This is a genomic window from Streptomyces sp. NPDC020965, from assembly GCF_044333555.1.
In the GTDB taxonomy this organism is placed as follows: Bacteria; Actinomycetota; Actinomycetes; order Streptomycetales; family Streptomycetaceae; genus Streptomyces.
This window is the reverse complement of the sequence record NZ_JBIRRE010000001.1, coordinates 613,040-631,883: the sequence shown is the minus strand read 5'-3', so window position 1 is coordinate 631,883 and position 18,844 is coordinate 613,040. Positions and strand designations below refer to the sequence as shown.

Genomic DNA, 18,844 nt, shown 5'->3' with positions numbered 1-18,844 from the left:
TGACGCGAACCACCTCGCCCCCGGGTTCTTGCTGCCCTCCGTGGTGCCCCAGGTCATCCCCCTCGCCAGCGACCCCGACTACCCGAGCGTCATGGCCTGCCTCTGCCGGGATCAGGCCGTCGAGGGTGTGGTGGCCGGCATCGAGCCGGACCTGGAACCGCTGACGCAGATGGTGACCCGACTCGAAGGCGACGGCGTGCGCCTGTGGCTCCCGGACGCATTGTCGGTGCGCGCCTGCACCGACAAGGCCCTCTTTCACGAGGTGCTGACCGAGCACGGCATCGCAACCCCGCGAACCTGGCAGCCGCAGCACATCGACCAGGTCCCGGACAGCGCCGAGCTGGTCGTCAAGCCCCGCCGCGGCCACGGCGCACAGAACGTGCACTTCGTCCGCAGCCGGGAGCACGCGCGCGTACTGTGTGAGCTCGTCCCGGAGCCCATCGTGCAGGAGCGGATCCACGGCTCCGAATTCACGGCGGACTGCCTGGTGGACCGGACCGGCCGCGCCTCGGTCATCCTGCGCCGCCGCGATCTCGTCAAGGCCGGCCTCGCAACGGTCTCCACCACGTTCGACGACCCCAACGTGCGCGGCCTCGTCGTGCGGACGCTGGATGCCGTGGGTGCCCGCGGCCTCTGCTGCGTCCAGGGATTTGTCTCCGCCGACGGCACGATCACCATCACCGAGCTGAACCTGCGGATCGCCGGCGGCTTCCCCCTGACCGAGGCGGCCGGCGCGGATCTCGTCGGCCAGATGGTCAACGGCCTGTTCGGCCTGCCGGTCGACCACAGCCGCCTCACCTGCCGGATCGGTGTGTTCCTGACCAACTACATCGAGACCCTGGCCGTCGGCGACGTAGCCGAGCTTGAGCGCACGGTCGCAGCGAAGGGAGAGGCACCGTGACCGCATCAGCTAGGCCCGACGCCCGGCGTAACGCCAGCCCGTACCTGTGCGGGCGAGAGATCGCGGCAGTTGCCCGAGTCCTGGAGGGCGGGCAGTACGGACACACCGACGTCACCGAGGAGTTCGAGCGGCGGATCGCCGACTTCCTCGGCGTCCCCGACGTCGTGGCCCTCGCCTCCGGCACCGCGGCCCTGCACACCGCGCTGCTCGCCGCCGGGATAGGGCCCGGCCACGAGGTGATCGTGCCGTCCATGACGTTCTGCGCGACCGTGCAGGCCATCCTGGCCGTCGGCGCTAGCCCGCACTTCGTCGACATCGACCCCGCCACTCTGTGCGTCAGCGACCATCTCGTCATGGACGCCGTTACCGACAGGACCGCCGCCGTCATTCCGGTGCTGTTCGGCGGCCGGCCCGTCGACCTCTCCGCCGTCCAGGAGCAACTCGACGAACGAGGCGTCGTCGTCATCGAGGATGCGGCGCACGCGTTCGGCTCCCGACACGGCATACGCCGTGTCGGGGCGAGCGGGGCACTGACCTGCTTCTCGTTCGGGCCGATCAAGAATCTCACCTGCGGCCAGGGCGGCATGGTCATCCCCCGCACGTCCACGGAAGCCGACATGATCCGCCGGATCCGGCTGCTGGGCGTGGTCCAGTCCCAGGGCGAGCGCACGAAGACCACCAGCTACCGCGTGGAGGGCTTTGGCCTGCGCTACCAGCTCTCAGCCATCAACGCCGCCATCGGTCTGGTCCAGCTCGACGGCTTTCAAGCCGCCGAGGACACCCGCCGCCACCTGTGGCGGACCTACCGCGACGCACTCGCCCCGCTGGACCGCGTGACGCTCGTCGACGTCGACGTGGACCACGCTGTGCCGCACCTGTGCCAGGTCCGCGTCCCTCACCGCGACCAGGTGTTCACGAACCTCCGGGGCCGGGACATCGGGGTCGGTGTCCACTACCCGCCTAACCACACCCAGCCCGCGTTCGCTGCCTGGAAGCGCCGACTGCTGGCCACTGAACAGGCCGGCGAGGAGATTCTCAGCCTGCCGTTCCACCAGCACCTCACCGAGACGGACATCGACCTTGTGGTGACCGCGCTTGAACAGGCCCTCAAGTCTGTCGGAGGATCATGATGCGCAAGCTCCTGACCGTATGCCTGGGGAACTATTGCCGAAGCCCGCTCGCCCAGGTTGCGCTCACCCGCAGAGGCGGGACGGCGGTGACGGTCCGCTCAGCCGGGCTGATTGGCCAATGGCGGGACCAGCCCGCCAACCCGTCCATGATCAACGCGGCCCGGCGCCTCGGGCTCGACCTCACCCACCACCGCGGACAGCAGATCACCCTGCAGGACCTGGACTGGGCGGATGACGTCCTGGCAATGGACGCCGCCGTCCTCGACACGCTCCGCGCGATCGACGGCGGGCACCACACCCACAAGCTCCGCCTCTACCTCCCCGGCCGCGATGTTCCTGACCCGATGAGCCAGGACCAGAACACCTTCAACGACTGTGCCGTGGTGATCGAGGTAGGAACAGCCCTGCACATTGGACGACGCCACCCCTGAAAGCGGCTGATCAGCTGGCTGCGGCGGACAGCACCACGTCCACGAGCCTGTCCGCCGCGTCCGGTCGCCCATGCGCCCGGGCCCGTTCCGCCATTCCCGCCCGCAGAGCAGGGTCGGTCAGGAGCGGGTACACCGCGCTTTGCAGAGCCTGGCCGGTGACTTCGCCGAGCAGGGCGAGCGCGGCCCCGGCGTCGGCCAGGTGCCCGGCGTTGTGGGCCTGTTCGTTCCCGGCTGATGTGGCGAGCGGTACGAACACGGCCGGCTTGCCGAGTGCGGTCAGCTCCGCCAGTGTTCCGGCACCGCTGCGGGACACCACGATGTCGGCCAGTGCCAGCACGTCCGGCAGTTCCGGTCCGACGAACCCGCTCAGGTGGTAGCGGCCGGCGAGGGCCGGGGGGAGCCCGGCGGCGGCCGACCGGAGTCCGTCCACGTTCGCCGGACCGCACTGGTGGATCACGTTCGCGTGACTCAGCAGCCAGGGCAGTACGTCACGAACGACACCGTTGATCTGCTGGGCGCCCTGAGCGCCGCCGGTGACATAGACGGTCGGCAGGCGCCGGTCGAACCCGTACAGGCTCAGCGCCTCGACCGCGTTGTCCGCGTGACCGCCCAGTACTTCCGGCCGCACCGGGTTCCCGGTGACGACCGTGCGCTCGCGGACCTCGGAGGGCAGCAGGGGCAGCGAGGACTCCGAGGACACCGCGATACGCGTTGCCGAACTCGCGAGCTTGCGGTTGGCCAGCCCGAGCCGGACGGTCTGCTCGTGCAGGACCAGTGGAACGCGGCACAGCCGCGCGGCCAGCCCGGCCGGGACCGCGACGTACCCGCCCGTTGCCAGGACCACGTCCGGCTGGAAGCCGGACACGATTGACCGGGCCTGAGCCACGCCGAGCGGCACCCGCGCCATGTCCTTCACATTCGCGGCGGACAGCATCTTGAGCGGATTCGACGAGCGTCGGATCTTCCCTGTGGCCACCGTCTTGAACGCGATCCCCTCCGCCGGAGCGACACGCGCTTCGAGACCGTCCGCCGTCCCGATCCACAGCACATCCAGCGTGCTGCCCGCATCCGCGAGGCGGCCTTGCAGGGCACGGATCGCTGTCAGGGCCGGGTAGGTGTGACCGCCAGTGCCCCCGCCCGTCACGAGCAGCCGGAACGAACGCGGGAGCACGGAGGAAGTCAGCACCCCACGCACCCTACTGGCTACCCAGCCGCTCACGCTGAAGGATGCTGGAGGGCAGACCGTCCGCTTGTGGTGCATCGCGCGCCTCCAGTTCTTCCTATGCGCCGGAGTGACCTCGCCGAGAGCGCCTTCGGCCACTTTCCGTATCGCGGCCAGAGGCGGCGAAGCTCGGCAGGCTTGGAGTTCGGCCTGCCGGGATGTCGCGCTGCGACTGACTCTTCCTCCTCCGCGTCGAAGTCGACGTTCAGGTGAGGGTCGAAGGCGTCGGCCCGGACATGGCCCATGACCAACTCGTCGCCGCGATCCGCGGCATCTACCCGCCCGAGAAGGAAGCGCCCACGGCGTCTTCGCCCCCACCTCGTCCTCATGCCGAACAGGGCCTGACGCGGACCGGTCCCCGAACGGGGCGCATTTTCAAGGTAGCCATGAAGGTAGCCACGGAAGCGCCCTCGCCGGGCGTTTGTGCAGGTCATAGCGATCCGGTGACAGAACCCGGCGTATAGCCCGACTCGTCTGTCTCCAAGGGCTTCTGACCAGCGAAACCGCCGGTCAGGGGCCCTTTTTCGTGGATCAGCCGACCGCTCGTGGCCCCGGCTCCGTACGGCCGGTCAGTGCGCCGATGCGCCTCGCCCCCCGGCGGCGGGCTCGTGGAGCGGGGTCCTCCCCGACTCCCGCCGTTCAGAGGCCCCTGCGGTGGGTCAGCCAGGACTGGGCCGCGACGTACACGCTGGTTGACCACGGGTCCGGAGCGCTGGCGGTGATCTCCTCCCAGAGGTTCGCGCCGGCCTCGGCGAATGCGGTGACCGCGGCGGGTGGGGCCTGGCGGAAGGCGGGGATCTCGGTGGCCTGGCGTTCTGCCGCGGACGGGGTGTGTCGGCCCGCCGAGATGAGCCAGATGATCCAGGACGCCGAGTCGAGCCAGGCTGCTCCGCGGGTCGCGCGGGTCCAGTCCACGAGCCACGCCCGGCCGTCCGCGACGAGGACGTTCTCGTCGGTGAGGTCGGTGTGGCAGAGGTGGTCGCCCCGGAAGCGGTCGAGGTCGGCGGGGGAGGCGGCGTAGCGGGTGAGGCGCTGGTCGGCGAGGTGCGGCTCGACGGTGGCGGGGGCGCGCAGTTCGGAGACGGTGGTGAGGAGATCCGCCACGAGTGGCAGATCGGCCGAGCCGGGGCGGTGGTCGGCGGGGCGGCCGTCGAGCGCGTCGAAGACGTTCAGGTCCCAGCCGTCGCGCACGGCGCGCCAGCGCAGCCGGGGCGCGATCACCCTAGCGACCGCCGGGTTCACCGCGGCCTCGCGCGCCTGGGCCGTCACGCGTGGATGGTCGGTCCGCACCCCCTTCACCTCGTACCTGCCCTGCGGGGTCACGATCCGGGCGGCGACCTCCGAGTCGGGGCAGCCGGGGGAGTTCGCGATGTCCAGGATCGGGCCGAACCGCTTGGCGAGCACCTCGCGGCGGCTGGCGGGCAGCTCTTCGAATGAGACGCGTTCTGTGGACACAGAGGCACCCTGCCACACATGGTGGCCGGACCGGTCGGACCGGCCCGCCCGCGCCGCTCGGGCTGTGGGGGTTGTCTCCAGCCCCGCCCCGGACGAGCCCGCCCGCGGCGCCCGGGTGTGCTCGCGCGGAGTGGCGGATTACCCCGGGGCGGGTCGGCCGTAAGCCAATGCGGGGCGTGATCGGGGATGGCCACCGGTGGGTCGGTCATTTGTCGGCCGGTCGTCGCGGTGGCGAATAGCGGTGTTCTGTGGGTAGTACACGCGCAGGCAGGGGCGATGGACGGGGGGATTCCGGCTCTGCCGTGCCGGGGGCCGGCACGGAACCCGGCACAGCAGAGCCGGAATGGTGAACGGATACCTTCCGGTGCTCAACCGCCTTTCCGGCAACGGCCCCGGAGCGGGCACGGAACAACACCGGGCCATCGGCAGGGGTGTGACTGCCCCCGCCGCTCGGCCGCCCAGGAAACCCCAGTGGGGCATCCGGCGTCAGTTCTCTCCATCGAAAGTCCATCGAAATAGACCGAATGGTTCACGATTTCGACGGGACCCTCACAGGGAGAGGAATCACGGAACCCTGCCGCGGTGAACGGACCGGCCGGTTCCGTCGAAAATTGGGTGGGCTCCCCGGCGAATGCCGCGACGTCCCGGGGCTCTTCCAGGCCGCCGACGGATGGGTGCGCGCGGGCGATCTCGCCCCGCTCGTACGGCGATGTGCCCGTGGGCACGGCGGGACGGGCGCCTTTCCGGGACGAGTGTCGCGAACCCGTACGTCCACCCAGGGGCGAGTTCCGGCCGTTGGGGTGGAGCAGCAGGGAACGGTAACTCGATCTCCGGCATAGTGGATCGGTTTAGCGGACGGGGAAGTCCCGCCCGCTGAACCGACCGTGGCCGGCCCCGGGTTACCGTTCCTTCCTGGCGGCCGTCGGCTGCGCCGATTCGTCCTTGGCGAGCAGTACGGCGACGAGGGCGGCGCCGAGGGCGAGCAGTCCGGCCGCGATGGTGAGTGTGAGCGAGAACCCTTCCGTCGCGGCGCGCAGCGGCCCCTCCGACTCGGTCAACTCCTCGCTGCGCCGGGTGGCGACGGTGACCAGCACCGCCAGTCCCACGGCCCCGCCGATCTGCTGGACCGAGCTGAGGATGGCCGAGCCGAGGCCGGCGTTCTCCTCGTCGGTGCCGGTGACCCCGGCGATGGCCAGGGCGGGGAATCCGAGACCGGAACCGAAGCTGACCACGAGCATCCCCGGCAGGACCCCGATCGCGTAACTGTCGTCCGGTGACACCCCGGACAGCAACAGGAGCCCACCGGCGCTGATCAGGAATGCCAGGACCAGGGTCCAGCGCAGCCCGAGCCTGACGACCACGCGGGAGGAGCACCAGACGCCGGTGAGGATGCCGGCGCCGTAGGGCAGGTAGCCGAGACCGGCCTTGAGCGGGCCGTACTCCAGCACGGTCTGTAGATGCAGCATCAGGAGGAAGGAGAGGGAGAAGAAGGCGGCGGTGAAGAGCAACCCCGCGCCGTTGGACACGGCCCGGATGCGCACGGCGAGGAAGGACGGCGGGATGAGCGGGTCGGCGGTGCGCCTTTCGACCGCGACGAACGCGATGCCCAGGATGACGGCGAGCAACACCGGTCCCAGCACCGCGGAGTCGGTCCAGCCGGCCCGCTCGCTCTGTAGGAGGCCGTAGACCAGAGCGACGATGGCGCCGGTGCCCAGTACCGCGCCCGGCACATCCAGGCGGGTGGGGCGCTCCGTACGGCTCTCGCCGACCAGTCGCGGCAGCAGTACCAGGGCCACGGCTGCCACCGGCAGATTGATCAGGAAGATCCAGCGCCAGGACGCCAGTCCGGTCAGCGCGCCGGAGATCACCACGCCCGTCGTGCCGCCCAGGCCCGCGATGGCGCCCCAGATGCTGAGGGCCTTGGCGCGTTCCTCCCGGCCGGGGAAGAGCAGGGTGATCATGGCCAGGGCGGCGGGGCTCGCCATGGCCGCGCCGGCGCCCTGGGCGAACCGTCCGGTCACGAGCTGCCAGGGTTCCTGGGCGAGTCCGCAGAGCAGGCTCGCGGCCCCGAAGAGGGTCACGCCCCAGAGGAACACCAGTCGGCGGCCCACCAGATCGGCGAGTCGGCCGAACAGCAGCAGCAGTCCGCCGAAGGCGAGGAAGTAGGCGTTGGCGACCCAGGTGAGGTCCGCGGTGGTGAAGCCGAGGTCGCTCCGGATGCTGGGCAGGGCGACGTTGACGACGGTGTCGTCCAGGACGAGCATGAACTGTACGAAGCAGAGGACAACGAGGGCGGCGCGTCGGTTGCCGAGGGCCGTGGAGCCGATCGAGGCGGAAGCCGCTGTCATGCCGAGCACTCCTTGCAACACCTGTGTCTGGTGGGCGCGTTCGTACGGAAGTGACGTCTGTGGCACGTGTGAATGTTCGGCACTCGATGACGCTACGCAGGGTCGCCACTGGCCGCAATACGCCACCCGGCCACACGTTGTTGCCAGACGGACAAGCTCCGCTGTGCGCGCCACGACCACTCCTCCGGTGTGGGATCGCGAGCCGGTTTCCCTCGGCCGGCCGACGCGGGGCGCCGTCATGGTGACGGGCTGCCGCCTGCCGCGGAGCTGAATCGGTTGACCGGTGCTGAGGAGGAGAACGCGCGGGCGCGGGCGCGCGGGTAGTCGCGAGGCGGGACGGACACGAGGTGGTGGCCCCGCTGTTCCGTCCCGTCCTCCGCCGCTGCCGGGCGCCACTTTTCGGCCAACGCGGGCTCTGTGGACGGGTAGGGGAGTGGGTGCCGGGGTGGGGCGCGGTCACGGTGTGGGTGGACAGCTCGGGTGTCGCCGCGCTCCGGATGTTTCTGCGTGGCCGCCAGCCCTCATCCGGAGGCATGTCGAGCCCCCTCCATGACGGCCCGTCGGTCCTGTCCGTCGGGTCGCGCACACCGTCGGATATCCGACGCCGAGTGCGTTCTTCGCGGCCTTGCGGCAGCCCGTCCGTGCCGTGTGGGAATGCCTATTGCGCGGTGCGGGAGTGTTCGCGAGCGATGGCTCGAACGGCTACGGATACTCCGCGGCAGAACGGATCAGAGCCGTCCCAACTTCCCGCGATCGAGCACTCGCGGCTAGCAACGAGATCTTGACCTCGAAGGTAGGGCGGCCTAACGTTCCTCCACATGTTAATGTGGATAACTTCGCTCAAGATGGATTCTGGTCGGCCGGATACGCCACTACCGGACCGCGACTCCGACCGTAGTCGTCCGCCGTATTTCGGCGGGGCCCGAAACTGCTCACGGCATACTGCCCAGGACGAGACCAACCACCTAGCGAAATAAGGACGATGGCTGCCCGGCGTGCGCAAGTCGCCTCCCCCACCACGTAGTCAATCGTGAGCCAGCGGCTGCGATACGTCTTGCCAATAAACACGGCTCAGCCCTATTCACTGAAAAAGCCCTGCGGTGTTTCTCGCGCTAAGGATACCGATGATGCAGCTCAGTACGCGGCAAATCGAAATACTGTCACTGATCGCGGCAGGATATCGCGATAAGCAGATAGCCGAGCGCCTTGGCATGTCGGTTCGAACGGTCGACTCCCATTTGCAGCGTCTATATGATCGATACGGCGTCCGAAGCAGGGCGGCAATTGTGGCCAAATGGCTTCTGGAAGGCGGCACTCGCGGTTCCAAGCAGTTGGGGACATCTCTCTTGCTGGAAGCCTGTGCCTGTGATCAGAGAAAACGGCGTCAATGTGGTGAGCGCCGTCGGGACCGCGAGGACGGTCCGGTGGCCGGTGGCGGCCTGACGGACGGTCAGCGACCCCTTCGCTAGATCGATCGGCCCCTTGGCCAGACCTGGGTGGCCCCTTGGTCAGGCCCCGGGTGGCCACCGGGGCGGCTCGCCCGACGCCGACGGGCGAGCTTCCCCGTAGGGCTCCCGACCGACCGTTCGTAGCGCGCACCGCGCCTGGCCCGGGGCGCCCCACCCCGGCGCCGGGAGGTGCGCGACCCGAGTGGTCGGGGGAGCGCTGTCGGCGCGTCTCCCGCCGGCGCGGAGTCACCTCGTGGTGTTCCTACTATGGGTGCGCAGTCGACAGAGAGGACCTCCCCGATGAGCACGCGGGACACCAAGGCGACCACCAGGGGCTCACGTCCTCGACGCATGGGTCGCCCGCCCATGGCCGACCGGGAGGCGATCATCGGGGCGGCGCTGAGCATCGGATTCGCGCGGCTGACGATGCCGGCCGTCGCCGAGCACCTCGGCATCTCGCACTCGACGCTCTACCGCTACTTCCCCAGCCGGGACGCGCTCGCCGCCGCCGCCGCCGACCACGCGGTCCGCGCGATCGAGTGGCCCGTTCCGGAGGAGGACTGGCGTGCCTTCCTCACGGCGACCGCGTGGGCACACTGGCGGCTGTACGCGGCCCGCCCCGGACTGGCGCAGGAGATCACCGCGTTGCGGCTGACCGGTCCGGCGCTGGTGCAGCGGGACAATCGCACCGGGATCGCGCTGCTCGACGCCGGCTTCTCGCCGGAGGACTCCGTCCTCATCATGGACATGCTCGCCGAGCTGGTCACTCAGGCATTCCTGGCCGTGCTGCCGCTCGGGAGCGACGACTCCACGACCGAGTCCGACGAGGCGACCGCGGCCATCGACTCCGTACGGCGGCGGCGGCGCGAGCTGATCGGGCCATGGATGGACACCTTCGACTCGCGGCTTCGCGGGGTGCTCGCGGACGCGGTCTCGGGCTCACCCGCGGCCTGGTTCGAACGGAAGCTGGAACTCTTCCTGGACGGAGTGGCCGTCCGCCGCGACTGAGTCGGCCGCGGGCCGCTGTCGCTGGACCCGGCGCGGTCTGTCGCCGGGTCCGCAACCATCTGCCGCAGCCGGGGCCGTAGTTCGTGACGCCGACCGGGTCCGCCTCGCGAGGGTGCCGGGCCCGGCACCCAGCCCCGGCCGGGGGGACCGCCGTTCAGGGGCGTCGGCGCAACGGACCGTGAGGCGGCCCGTGGCGCGGGCCGCGGAGCCGCTCGTACCCGCGGAGCCGCTCGTACCCGCGGAGTCGCTCGTACCGCCGTCCGTACGAGCACCTGCGCGACCGCTTGTGCCGCCGCCCGTACGGTCGCCTGTTGAACCGCACTCGCGAGTACCTGCGGAACCGCCCGCACCTGTGGCACCGCCCGTATCGCCGTCCGTACGGGCACTCGCGGAGCCGCCCGTGCCGCTGCCCGTACGGCCCCCCCGTGGAGCCGCCCGTACGCCCCCCGTAGGACCCCACCCGAGCTGGTCGCGCCGGGGCTCAACTCGCCCCGTACACAAGGCTCGGCAACTTTCCGACACTGTGTTATAAAGTAAGCGTGACAGCGTGGTTGACCCGTACCCGAGGGTGCGGTGCCAGCCCCGGCCACTTGCCTCGACAGGCCCAGACAGGCCCCAGTGGCCCGGAGGGGAACGACACCATGACGACACAGCACGCGGCTTCCCCCGGCATACCGGAGCGGACCGTGGACTCCTTCCGGGAGTACGGCTTCGCCCATGTCCCGGGGATCCTCTCCGCGGCCGAGGTGGACCACTGCCGCGCGGCGTCGCTCGCGGCCCTGTCCGAACACAGCAAGTCCGACGACGCGGGCCGGACGCGGATCATCTCCACCGAACACGTCTGGCGCAGCGACGAGACGCTACGGGCGCTGGCCCTGCACCCCCGCATCGGCGCCTGCGCCGTGCGGATGGCGGGGATGCCGCTCCGGGTGTGGCGCGGTGACGTACTCCTCAAGGAGCCGCACCGCAGCGCCCGTACCAACCTCCACGACGACGAGACCTTCCTGCCCTTCGACAGCCGGGTCAGCCTGACGGCCTGGGTGGCGCTGGTGGACGTCTCGGTCGAACGCGGCTGTATGACCTTCCTGCCCGGCTCCCACGAGCGGCCGGGACCCGACCGGGTCGATCTCTCCGTACTCGGCGACGACCCCGACGGATACATGGTCAGGCACTGGCCGGAGCTGACCTGGAGCGCCCGGGTCACCATCCCGCTGCGGGCCGGTGACTGCACCTTCCACCACGGCCGTACGGGCCATCTCGCCGCGGCCAACACCACCGACGAGCAACGCGTCTCGTACGTCGTGGCCCTCATCGACGCCGAGGCGACCTACCGCCCGGTCCCCGGTGTCCCCGTCCCGGGCGAGCTGAAACCGGGCCAGAAGCTCCCCGACGAGCTGTACCCCCTGGTCGGCCGGTAGGGCGCTTCCGAACCGGGTCACCTGAACCGGGTCACCTGCACCGGGCCACCTGAACCGGGCCACCTGAGCCGGATCTCCGGACCGGATCTCCGGGGCAGGTCTCCATGCGGGTCTCCGAACAGGGCCTCCGAACACCGCCTCCGGAGCGGGTTTCCGGGCCGGTCTCCGGATCGGCGGAATCCTCCCGAGCCCCCCGCCCGAGGGGCACTCCGCCAGAACTCTCCGTCCAGCGTGCCGGCACGAGCCGATCAGTCACGCCCCCAACCTGAGCGAGGAACGATGCCACACTCGGAAGTCCGCGACGCCGGAGTCGGCAAGCCCGAGGAGGGGGGTGATCCCCGCCGCTGGCGCGCGCTGTGGATCATCGTCTCCGCCCAACTGCTCGTCGTGCTCGACGCCTCGGTGGTCAACATCGCCCTGCCGTCCGCGCAGTCCGCCCTGGACATGTCGGACTCCAGCCGGCAGTGGGTGGTCACGGCCTACTCCCTGACCTTCGGCGGATTCCTGCTGCTCGGCGGCCGGGTGGCGGACCTCAAGGGCCGTAAGAAGCTCTTCATCGCGGGCCTGCTCGGCTTCGCGGTGTCGTCCCTGGTCGGCGGCTTCGCGGTGAACGAGGCCATGCTGCTCATCTCCCGCGGCGCACAGGGTGTGTCCGCCGCGTTCCTGGCGCCGGCCGCGCTCTCCCTGCTGACCACCATGTTCACCTCGGACAAGGAGCGCGCCAAGGCGTTCGGCATCTTCGGCGCCGCGGTCGGCACCGGCGGCGTCGTGGGCATGATCCTCGGCGGAGTGCTCACCGAGTACCTGTCGTGGCGCTGGTGCCTCTGGTTCAACGTGCCGGTGGTGCTGCTCATCCTCGGCCCCGCCATGCGGGGGCTGTCCGAGAGCAAGGGGGCCAGGTCCTCGTACGACCTGCCCGGCGCCCTCACCGCGACGGTCGGCGTCGGCTCGCTGATCTACGGCATCTCGGAGGCCATCGAGGACGGCTGGCTCGGCACCTCCACCCTGGCGTTCAGCGGGGCCGGTGTGCTCATCCTCGCGCTCTTCGTCTGGATCGAGTCCCGCGCGGCGCAGCCGATGATGCCCCTGCGCATCGTGCTGAACCGGGTCCGGGGCAGCGGCTATCTGATCGTCATCCTCATCGCGAGCGGCCTCTACGCGTACTACCTGTTCCTGACCTACTACCTCCAACTGGTGCAGGAGTACTCGGCACTGATGACCGGTCTGGCCTTCGTGCCGATCGGAGTCGGTGTCCTCCTCGGTTCGCTCGGCACCGGCCAGGCGCTTTCCGGGCTGAGCGCGCGTACCGTCATGATCGGCGGGCTACTCCTCAGCGCGGCGGGGTTCGCCCTGACCGGCACGATCAATCCGGACACCGGCTTCTGGACGGTCCTGTTCCCCTCGCAGATGCTGATCGGTCTCGGTATCGGTGCCGCGCTGACGACCGTCATGAAGATCACGCTGGACGGGGTGGCCCCGGAGGAGAGCGGGGTGGCCAGTGCCCTGACCAACGCGACCCGCGAGATCGGTGGCGCGATCGGCATCTCGGCCCTCAACGTGGTGGCCATTTCCGTCGCGGACGGGGGGCGCGGGGAGGACGCCATCACGGACGGCTACGCGGCGGCGTTCCTGGCCGGGGGCGGGCTGATGCTGCTCGCGACCCTGCTGGTGGCCGTTGCGATCCGGCCGCGGCGGACCACCGAAGTCCAGTAGGCGCGGTATGAGGAGGTGGCCGGGTGACGGCGGAGAGCGGGGAGACCATGGCGAGTGAAGAACGGGATCCGGAAGGCGGTGGGCGGCCGGCCGGCGCGCTGGGCACGCTGCTCCGGCCGGTACGCGGCCGGCTGATCCTCGGTGTGGCGCTCCAGGGCGTCGCCGGGATCAGCTCCCTCGGGGCGTTCATCGCGATCTATCCGCTGGCCACCGCCCTGCTGTCGGGTGACGACGACAGGGCGTGGCGGGTGGTCCTGTTCGCCGCCGTCACGCTGATGGTGCGCTTCGTGGCCCAGTCCCTGAGCTACCTCCTCATGCACGACGCGGACATGGAGTTCCAGCTCCGGCTGCGGCGGCGGATCGCCCAGCGGCTCGGCCGGCTGCCGCTGGGCTGGTTCTCCTCCCGTAACAGCGCGACCGTCAAGAAGACGCTCGTGGACGATGTCGAGTCCCTGCACTACCTGGTCGCGCACTCGATGCCCGATCTCACGATCGCGGCGGTCACCCCGGTCGCCGCCCTGGTCTACCTGTTCGCGCTGGACTGGCGGCTGACGCTGGTCACCCTGGTCACGATGCCGTTGTTCGGGGTGCTCTTCCGGATGACCGGTCGGCGCAGCGGACGGCAGGGGGAGCGGCTCGGCGGTGCGATCGTCGGCGTCAACACGGCGGTCGTCGAGTTCGTCCAGGGCATCACCGTGATCAAGGCGTTCGGCCAGCGGGACCGGGCGAACGCGCGGTACACCCGGGCGGTGGACGAGTACATGGAGACCCTGGCGGCGGTCAAGGGGCCGATCCTGAGGCTGAGTTCGATCGCGTACGCCTCGATCTGTCCGGCCGCGATCCTGCTGGCCTCGCTCAGCGGCGGTACCGCCTTCGTCGCCGCCGGCTGGGTGCGGCCCGTGGAGGTGCTGCCCTTCGTCCTGCTGGGGCTGGCGATCACCGCACCGCTGGTGGTGGTGACCTACGCGCCGCAGGCGCTCGGCCAGGCCAGGCAGGCCGCGGCCCGGGTCACGGAACTCCTGAACACGCCCACCCTGCCCGAGCCGGAGCGGCCCCGGCAGGCATCGGGCCACGGCGTCGAATTCACCGATGTCACCTTCGGCTACACGCCGGGGAACCCCGTACTGAACGGCGTCAGCGTCAGTCTGGCGCCCGGTACGGTCACCGCGCTGGTGGGCCCGTCCGGCGCCGGTAAGTCGACCATGGCCGCCCTGCTGCCGCGCTTCTTCGACCCGGAGGGCGGGGCGGTGTCCATCGGTGGCGTCGATGTGCGCGAGATGGCACCGGAGGATCTCTACCGCTCGGTCAGCTTCGTCTTCCAGGACGTGCAACTGCTGCGGGCCACCGTCGCCGACAACATCAGGATGGCCCGGCCGGACGCCTCGGCGGCCGATGTGGAGGCAGCGGCCCGGGCCGCCCGCTGCCACGACCGGATCATGGAACTGCCCCGGGGGTACGCATCGGTGGTCGGTGAGGACGCCCGGCTCTCCGGCGGGGAGGCGCAGCGGGTCTCCATCGCCCGCGCCCTGCTGGCCGACACCCCGGTCCTGGTGCTGGACGAGGCCACCGCCTTCGTCGACCCGGAGGCCGAGGCGAGCATCTACGACGCGCTGTCGGTGCTGGTCCGGGGCCGTACCGTGCTGTTCGTCGCCCACCGGCTGCACACCATCGTGGACGCCGACCAGATCGTCGTCCTGGAGCGCGGCACCGTCGCACAGCGCGGCACCCACGCCGAACTGGTCGAGCGCGAAGGCGTCTATCGGGAGCTGTGGGCGGCGTACGCGGAGTCGGGCGCCGACGTGGCCGAGTATCTGAACCGCTGACCGGAGGGAGCGTCGTGCACAGTCAACTCGTCCGTGTCCTCGGCTCGGACCAACTGCGTCCGATCAGGACGCATCTGATCGCCGTCACCGTCTACGCGATGTTGCAGGGCGCCGCGTTCGCCCTGCTGGTGCCGGTCCTCAGCGCCCTGCTGGACGGTGACACCGGGGGAGCGGGCCGCTGGCTGGCGGTGCTCGCCGTGGTGACCGCCGCGACCGGTGTCGCCTACTACGTACAGGCCCTGTTCGGTTTCCGGACCGCCGTGTCCAGCACCGGCCTCCTCTACCACCGGCTGGGCGACCGGCTGGGCGGGCTCAGCGTCGGCTGGTTCTCCCGGGCCAAGCTCGGATCGCTGACCCGGCTCGCGACGGCGGGCGTCGGGGAGGTCACCCAGCTCTTCGCCCATCTACTCGCGCCCCTGATCACCTCGATCGTCAGCCCACTGACCGTGCTCGTCGTGATGGTCTTCCTCGACTGGCGGCTGGCCGCCGCGATGGCCGCGACCGCCCCGCTGCTCTATCTGACCTACCGCTGGTCGACCTCGGTGATCGGCCGTACGGACGAGGTGGTCGACGCGGCCATGTCCCGGGCCAACGACCGGATCTTCGAATTCGCCCAGAGCCAGCCCGTCATCCGGGCGTTCGGCCGTGCGCACACCGAGAACGACTGGCTCGACCAGGAGATGGAGCGGCAGCACGACATCGGTCGGCGGCGGCTGCGCCGGACGTCCGTGGCGCGTGGCGCCTTCGGTGCGACCGTGCAGCTGTCGGTGACGGCGCTGATCGCCGTCGCCACCGGTCTGGCCCTCGGCGGTGCGGTCGGCGCGGCCGAGCTGATCGCGCTGGCGGTGCTCCTGGTCCGCTTCAGCGAACCCGTCGCGGCGCTCAGCGACGCCGGGGGAGCCCTGCGGGCGGTACGGAACCGGCTCGACCAACTGGACGAGATCTTCCGTACGCCACCGCTGCCGGAGCCGGCCACACCGCTGCGGCCGGCCGACGCGACGATCGAATTCTCCGGCGTCCGCTTCGGCTACCCCGACGCGCCCGCGCCGGAACCGGTGCTCAACGGCCTCGACCTCACCCTGCCCGCCAACACCATGACGGCGCTGGTCGGCCCGTCCGGCTCGGGCAAGACCACGGTGAGCCGGCTGATCGCCCGCTTCTGGGACGTGGCGGAGGGGTCGGTGCGGATCGGTGGGGTCGACGTACGGGACATCGACGCCGACACCCTGTCCGCCAGCGTCGCGATGGTCTTCCAGGACGTCTACCTCTTCGAGGGGACGATCGAGGACAACGTCCGGATCGGCCGCCCCGAGGCGACCGCGGACGAGGTCGCGGAGGCGGCCCGACTGGCTCGGGTGGACGAGATCGTGGACCGGCTGCCCGACGGCTGGCGCACGGCGGTCGGCGAGGGCGGCACCTCGCTGTCGGGCGGGGAGCGTCAGCGGATCTCGCTGGCCAGGGCCATCCTCAAGCAGGCGCCGGTGCTGATCCTCGACGAGGCGACCTCGGCGCTCGACCCGGTCAACGAGATGGCGATCTCCGACACCCTGCGGGCGCTGGCCGGGCGGCGGACCCTACTGGTCATCGCGCACCGGCTGCCGACGGTGGTGGCCGCCGACCAGATCCTCGTGCTTCACGAGGGGAAGGTCACCGAGTCGGGGACGCACGAGGATCTGCTCGGGGTGGACGGGGTCTACCGGCGCTTCTGGCGGGAGCGGAGCCGGGTCCGGGGGTGGCGCCTGCACTCCTCCGAAGCCGGGGCGGTGGCGGTGGAGTAGTCCGGCACCGAGTCCGGGACCGGTGCCGATGCCGGTACCGCCGCCGAGTCCGGCACCGAGGCCGGGACCGACACCGGGACCGACACCGGGACCGGGACCCGCGATACGACGGGGGCCGGGGCTGGGGCCGGTCCCGGCGAGGTCACGACAGGACCGGGCCCGGGGTCGCCGGGGCCACGAGGGAGGGGTGGCCCGGCCCGGGGTCGGTCCCGGCCGGTGCCAGGAAGCGCACCACCGCCTCCCGGGTCTCCGCGGGCCGCTCCAGATGCGGCGAGTGCCCGCACTCCGCGATCTCGACCCGGCGGACCGGCCCGCCGACACCTTCCTCGATCGCCCGCAACTGACGGACCGTCCCGTACTGGTCGTGCTCCCCCTGGATCACCAGGACCGGGTCGTCGATCGCCGGCAGCCGGTCCTCGATGTTCCACTCCCGGAAGGCGGGCGAGAGCCAGACGTCCGCCCAGGAGTGGAAGGTGGCGTCCGGATCGTCATGGAAGCCGGCCAGCCGTCTGGCCAGCGGGCCGTCGCGGTACGAGGTCCCGGCGGCCGCGACCCCCGCCAAGGTCTCCGGTTCGACGAAGACATGGGGTGCGAGCAGCACCAGACCGGCCACCGGACGCTCGCTCGCGTGCAGCAGCGCGATGGAGGCCCCGTCGCTGTGGCCCACCAGCACGGGGCGGTCCAGGGCCAGCCGGTCCAGCAGTTCGGGCAGGACCCGGGACGCCTCCTCCTCCATATAGGTGACCGGTCGCGGGACGCGGGCGGGACCCGAACCGCCGTACCCGTGCCGGGAGTAGATCAGCGCGGACCGGCCGGTCGCACGGGCGAGCGCGTCGGGGAACCGCGCCCACATGGCGACGCAGCCGAGCCCCTCGTGCAGGAAGACCAGCGGGGCGAGGTCCGGGTCCCCCGCTGTCCGCCGGTACTCGACCGGACCGTGGGTGAGTTCGATGACGGGCACTACCGGATCTCCTTCCGCTACCAGTCGAAGTTCCGGGAGTTGAACATATTGAACCCGAGAGTCGACTTGCCGACATATTCGAGGCACTCATCGGGTTTGGCGGGCATCACCGCACAGAAGGACGCCTCCCGGAGCAGCCGTTCCAGTGGTCCGGTCGTCCGCAGCGAACCGGAGCCGCAGATCCGTACGGCGCCGAGCGCGAGGCGCGGCGCGAGTTCGCCGATGCAGTACTTCGCGGCGTGTACGGCGGTGTTCGCCTCCTGGCTGCCCCGCTCCTCGTCCACCCGCCGCGCGGCGGAGTAGACCAGTGCCCGCGCGGCCCGCAGCTCCACGGCGAGCCGGCCCACCTCCGCCTGGACGACGGGTGAGGTGCGGCGGCCCTCATGGTCCTCCAACAGCCGCACCATGAGACGCAGAATCGATTCGGCGATGCCCAGGTAGGCGCCCATATAGCCGGACACCATCCAGTGCGGCTCCCGCACCAGTTTGAACAGGGACATCCCCTCCACCCCGAGGAACAGCCGGTGGCGCGGGACGTCCACCTCGTTCATCGTCATGGTGGCGGTCTGGGTGCCGCGCAGCGCCGCGCCGTCCCAGACCCCGGAGAAGGCGACACCCGGATCGTCCTTCGAGACCACGAAGTGCGACACCTCGTCCGCCTCGGATGTGCCCTCCTCCCGGGCCGCGACGACATAGTGGTCGGCGATGCCCGCCAGCGAGACGAACGCCTTGGTGCCCTTGAGCACATAGCCGTCGCCGGAGACCCGGTAGGTGGCCTGTAGACGGCGCAGCTTCGCGCCGGAACCGGTCTCGGAGGTCGCCGAGGCGAAGAGCCGTCCGTGCTCCACCACCTCGTTGAACACCCAGGCACGGAACCGGTCGGCGGCCTCGGGAAGCCCGGTGCCGCCCGTCTCGCAGAGGGAGCCGATGGCCACGTTGTGCATATTGAAACCGAGGGCCGTCGCCCCGTCGCCGGTGGCCAGGGTCTCCAGCACCCTGGTGTAGTCGAGGAACGACAGGCCCTCACCACCGGACTCGGCCGGTATCAGCAGGGTCAGCAGGCCCGCGTCCCGGACCAGTTGGTACCCGTGGTGCGGGGTGCGGAGGCCGCGGTCGACATCGGCCGAACCGAGGCGCAGTTCGTCGGCGGTCGCCCGTACCCGGTCGAGGAGGGTCTCCGTGTGCGGGGTGTCAGTGGCGTGCATGTG

General features: G+C 70.6%; 14 protein-coding genes. 9 read left to right on the top strand and 5 right to left on the bottom strand.

The genetic code is table 11. The annotated features are described in order from the left end of the window. Positions 1 to 40 precede the first annotated feature (40 nt). From ACH4S7_RS02625 to ACH4S7_RS02615, 3 genes are read left to right on the top strand one after another with little or no spacing between them, the layout of a single operon-like run. Entirely contained in the window at positions 41 to 901 is an 861-nt protein-coding gene (locus ACH4S7_RS02625) for an ATP-grasp domain-containing protein (protein ID WP_398519210.1), read from the top strand. Then, positions 898 to 2,031, top strand: coding sequence for a DegT/DnrJ/EryC1/StrS family aminotransferase (locus tag ACH4S7_RS02620; protein WP_398519209.1), 1,134 nt, complete (start codon positions 898 to 900; stop codon positions 2,029 to 2,031). The genes ACH4S7_RS02625 and ACH4S7_RS02620 overlap by 4 nt, the downstream gene beginning before the upstream one ends. Then, positions 2,031 to 2,462, top strand: a complete 432-nt coding sequence (locus ACH4S7_RS02615; RefSeq protein WP_398519208.1) for a low molecular weight phosphotyrosine protein phosphatase — start codon at positions 2,031 to 2,033, stop codon at positions 2,460 to 2,462. The genes ACH4S7_RS02620 and ACH4S7_RS02615 overlap by 1 nt, the downstream gene beginning before the upstream one ends. A 10-nt stretch (positions 2,463 to 2,472) precedes the next feature. Here the strand turns inward: ACH4S7_RS02615 and ACH4S7_RS02610 are convergent, their stop codons facing one another. From ACH4S7_RS02610 to ACH4S7_RS02600, 3 genes are all read right to left on the bottom strand, one after another. Next, on the bottom strand, positions 2,473 to 3,648 hold the full coding sequence (locus ACH4S7_RS02610; RefSeq protein WP_398519207.1) for a UDP-N-acetylglucosamine--N-acetylmuramyl-(pentapeptide) pyrophosphoryl-undecaprenol N-acetylglucosamine transferase: 1,176 nt from the start codon (positions 3,646 to 3,648) through the stop codon (positions 2,473 to 2,475). A gap of 675 nt (positions 3,649 to 4,323) precedes the next feature. After that, positions 4,324 to 5,139 (bottom strand): aminoglycoside phosphotransferase, encoded by an 816-nt coding sequence (locus ACH4S7_RS02605; protein WP_398519206.1) that lies wholly within the window; start codon positions 5,137 to 5,139, stop codon positions 4,324 to 4,326. Between the two features lie 899 nt (positions 5,140 to 6,038). Further along, on the bottom strand, positions 6,039 to 7,487 hold the full coding sequence (locus ACH4S7_RS02600) for an MFS transporter (protein ID WP_398519205.1): 1,449 nt from the start codon (positions 7,485 to 7,487) through the stop codon (positions 6,039 to 6,041). A 1,124-nt stretch (positions 7,488 to 8,611) separates the two neighbouring features. Between ACH4S7_RS02600 and ACH4S7_RS02595 the strand changes: the two genes are divergently transcribed. The 6 genes from ACH4S7_RS02595 to ACH4S7_RS02570 all read left to right on the top strand — a co-directional run bounded on the left by ACH4S7_RS02595 (position 8,612) and on the right by ACH4S7_RS02570 (position 16,675). Then, positions 8,612 to 8,956, top strand: a complete 345-nt coding sequence (locus ACH4S7_RS02595; protein ID WP_398519204.1) for a response regulator transcription factor — start codon at positions 8,612 to 8,614, stop codon at positions 8,954 to 8,956. Between the two features lie 279 nt (positions 8,957 to 9,235). Next, a complete protein-coding gene (locus tag ACH4S7_RS02590) occupies positions 9,236 to 9,943 on the top strand; it encodes a TetR/AcrR family transcriptional regulator (RefSeq protein ID WP_398519203.1) in 708 nt (235 codons plus the stop codon). 641 nt (positions 9,944 to 10,584) lie between these two features. Next, the gene (locus tag ACH4S7_RS02585) at positions 10,585 to 11,361 is read left to right on the top strand and encodes a phytanoyl-CoA dioxygenase family protein (RefSeq protein ID WP_398519202.1); all 777 of its coding nucleotides are present in this window, start codon (positions 10,585 to 10,587) and stop codon (positions 11,359 to 11,361) included. A gap of 279 nt (positions 11,362 to 11,640) precedes the next feature. Further along, positions 11,641 to 13,074, top strand: coding sequence for an MFS transporter (locus ACH4S7_RS02580; protein ID WP_398519201.1), 1,434 nt, complete (start codon positions 11,641 to 11,643; stop codon positions 13,072 to 13,074). A 23-nt stretch (positions 13,075 to 13,097) separates the two neighbouring features. After that, positions 13,098 to 14,897, top strand: coding sequence for an ABC transporter ATP-binding protein (locus ACH4S7_RS02575; protein ID WP_398519200.1), 1,800 nt, complete (start codon positions 13,098 to 13,100; stop codon positions 14,895 to 14,897). 14 nt (positions 14,898 to 14,911) lie between these two features. Next, entirely contained in the window at positions 14,912 to 16,675 is a 1,764-nt protein-coding gene (locus ACH4S7_RS02570) for an ABC transporter ATP-binding protein (RefSeq protein WP_398519199.1), read from the top strand. Positions 16,676 to 16,817: 142 nt separating this feature from the next. Here ACH4S7_RS02570 and ACH4S7_RS02565 read toward each other — a convergent pair whose 3' ends face one another. Then, on the bottom strand, positions 16,818 to 17,636 hold the full coding sequence (locus tag ACH4S7_RS02565) for an alpha/beta fold hydrolase (RefSeq protein ID WP_398519198.1): 819 nt from the start codon (positions 17,634 to 17,636) through the stop codon (positions 16,818 to 16,820). Positions 17,637 to 17,653: 17 nt separating this feature from the next. Further along, the gene (locus ACH4S7_RS02560; RefSeq protein ID WP_398519197.1) at positions 17,654 to 18,841 is read right to left on the bottom strand and encodes an acyl-CoA dehydrogenase family protein; all 1,188 of its coding nucleotides are present in this window, start codon (positions 18,839 to 18,841) and stop codon (positions 17,654 to 17,656) included. Positions 18,842 to 18,844 lie beyond the last annotated feature (3 nt).

What these genes read in the sequence shown, in the direction of transcription:
- ACH4S7_RS02615 (WP_398519208.1), top strand. Translation starts at nt 2,031, where the DNA reads ATGCGCAAGCTCCTGACCGTATGCCTGGGGAACTATTGCCGAAGCCCG.
- ACH4S7_RS02600 (WP_398519205.1), bottom strand. Translation starts at nt 7,487, where the DNA reads ATGACAGCGGCTTCCGCCTCGATCGGCTCCACGGCCCTCGGCAACCGA.
- ACH4S7_RS02595 (WP_398519204.1), top strand. Translation starts at nt 8,612, where the DNA reads ATGATGCAGCTCAGTACGCGGCAAATCGAAATACTGTCACTGATCGCG.
- ACH4S7_RS02590 (WP_398519203.1), top strand. Translation starts at nt 9,236, where the DNA reads ATGAGCACGCGGGACACCAAGGCGACCACCAGGGGCTCACGTCCTCGA.
- ACH4S7_RS02585 (WP_398519202.1), top strand. Translation starts at nt 10,585, where the DNA reads ATGACGACACAGCACGCGGCTTCCCCCGGCATACCGGAGCGGACCGTG.
- ACH4S7_RS02580 (WP_398519201.1), top strand. Translation starts at nt 11,641, where the DNA reads ATGCCACACTCGGAAGTCCGCGACGCCGGAGTCGGCAAGCCCGAGGAG.
- ACH4S7_RS02560 (WP_398519197.1), bottom strand. Translation starts at nt 18,841, where the DNA reads ATGCACGCCACTGACACCCCGCACACGGAGACCCTCCTCGACCGGGTA.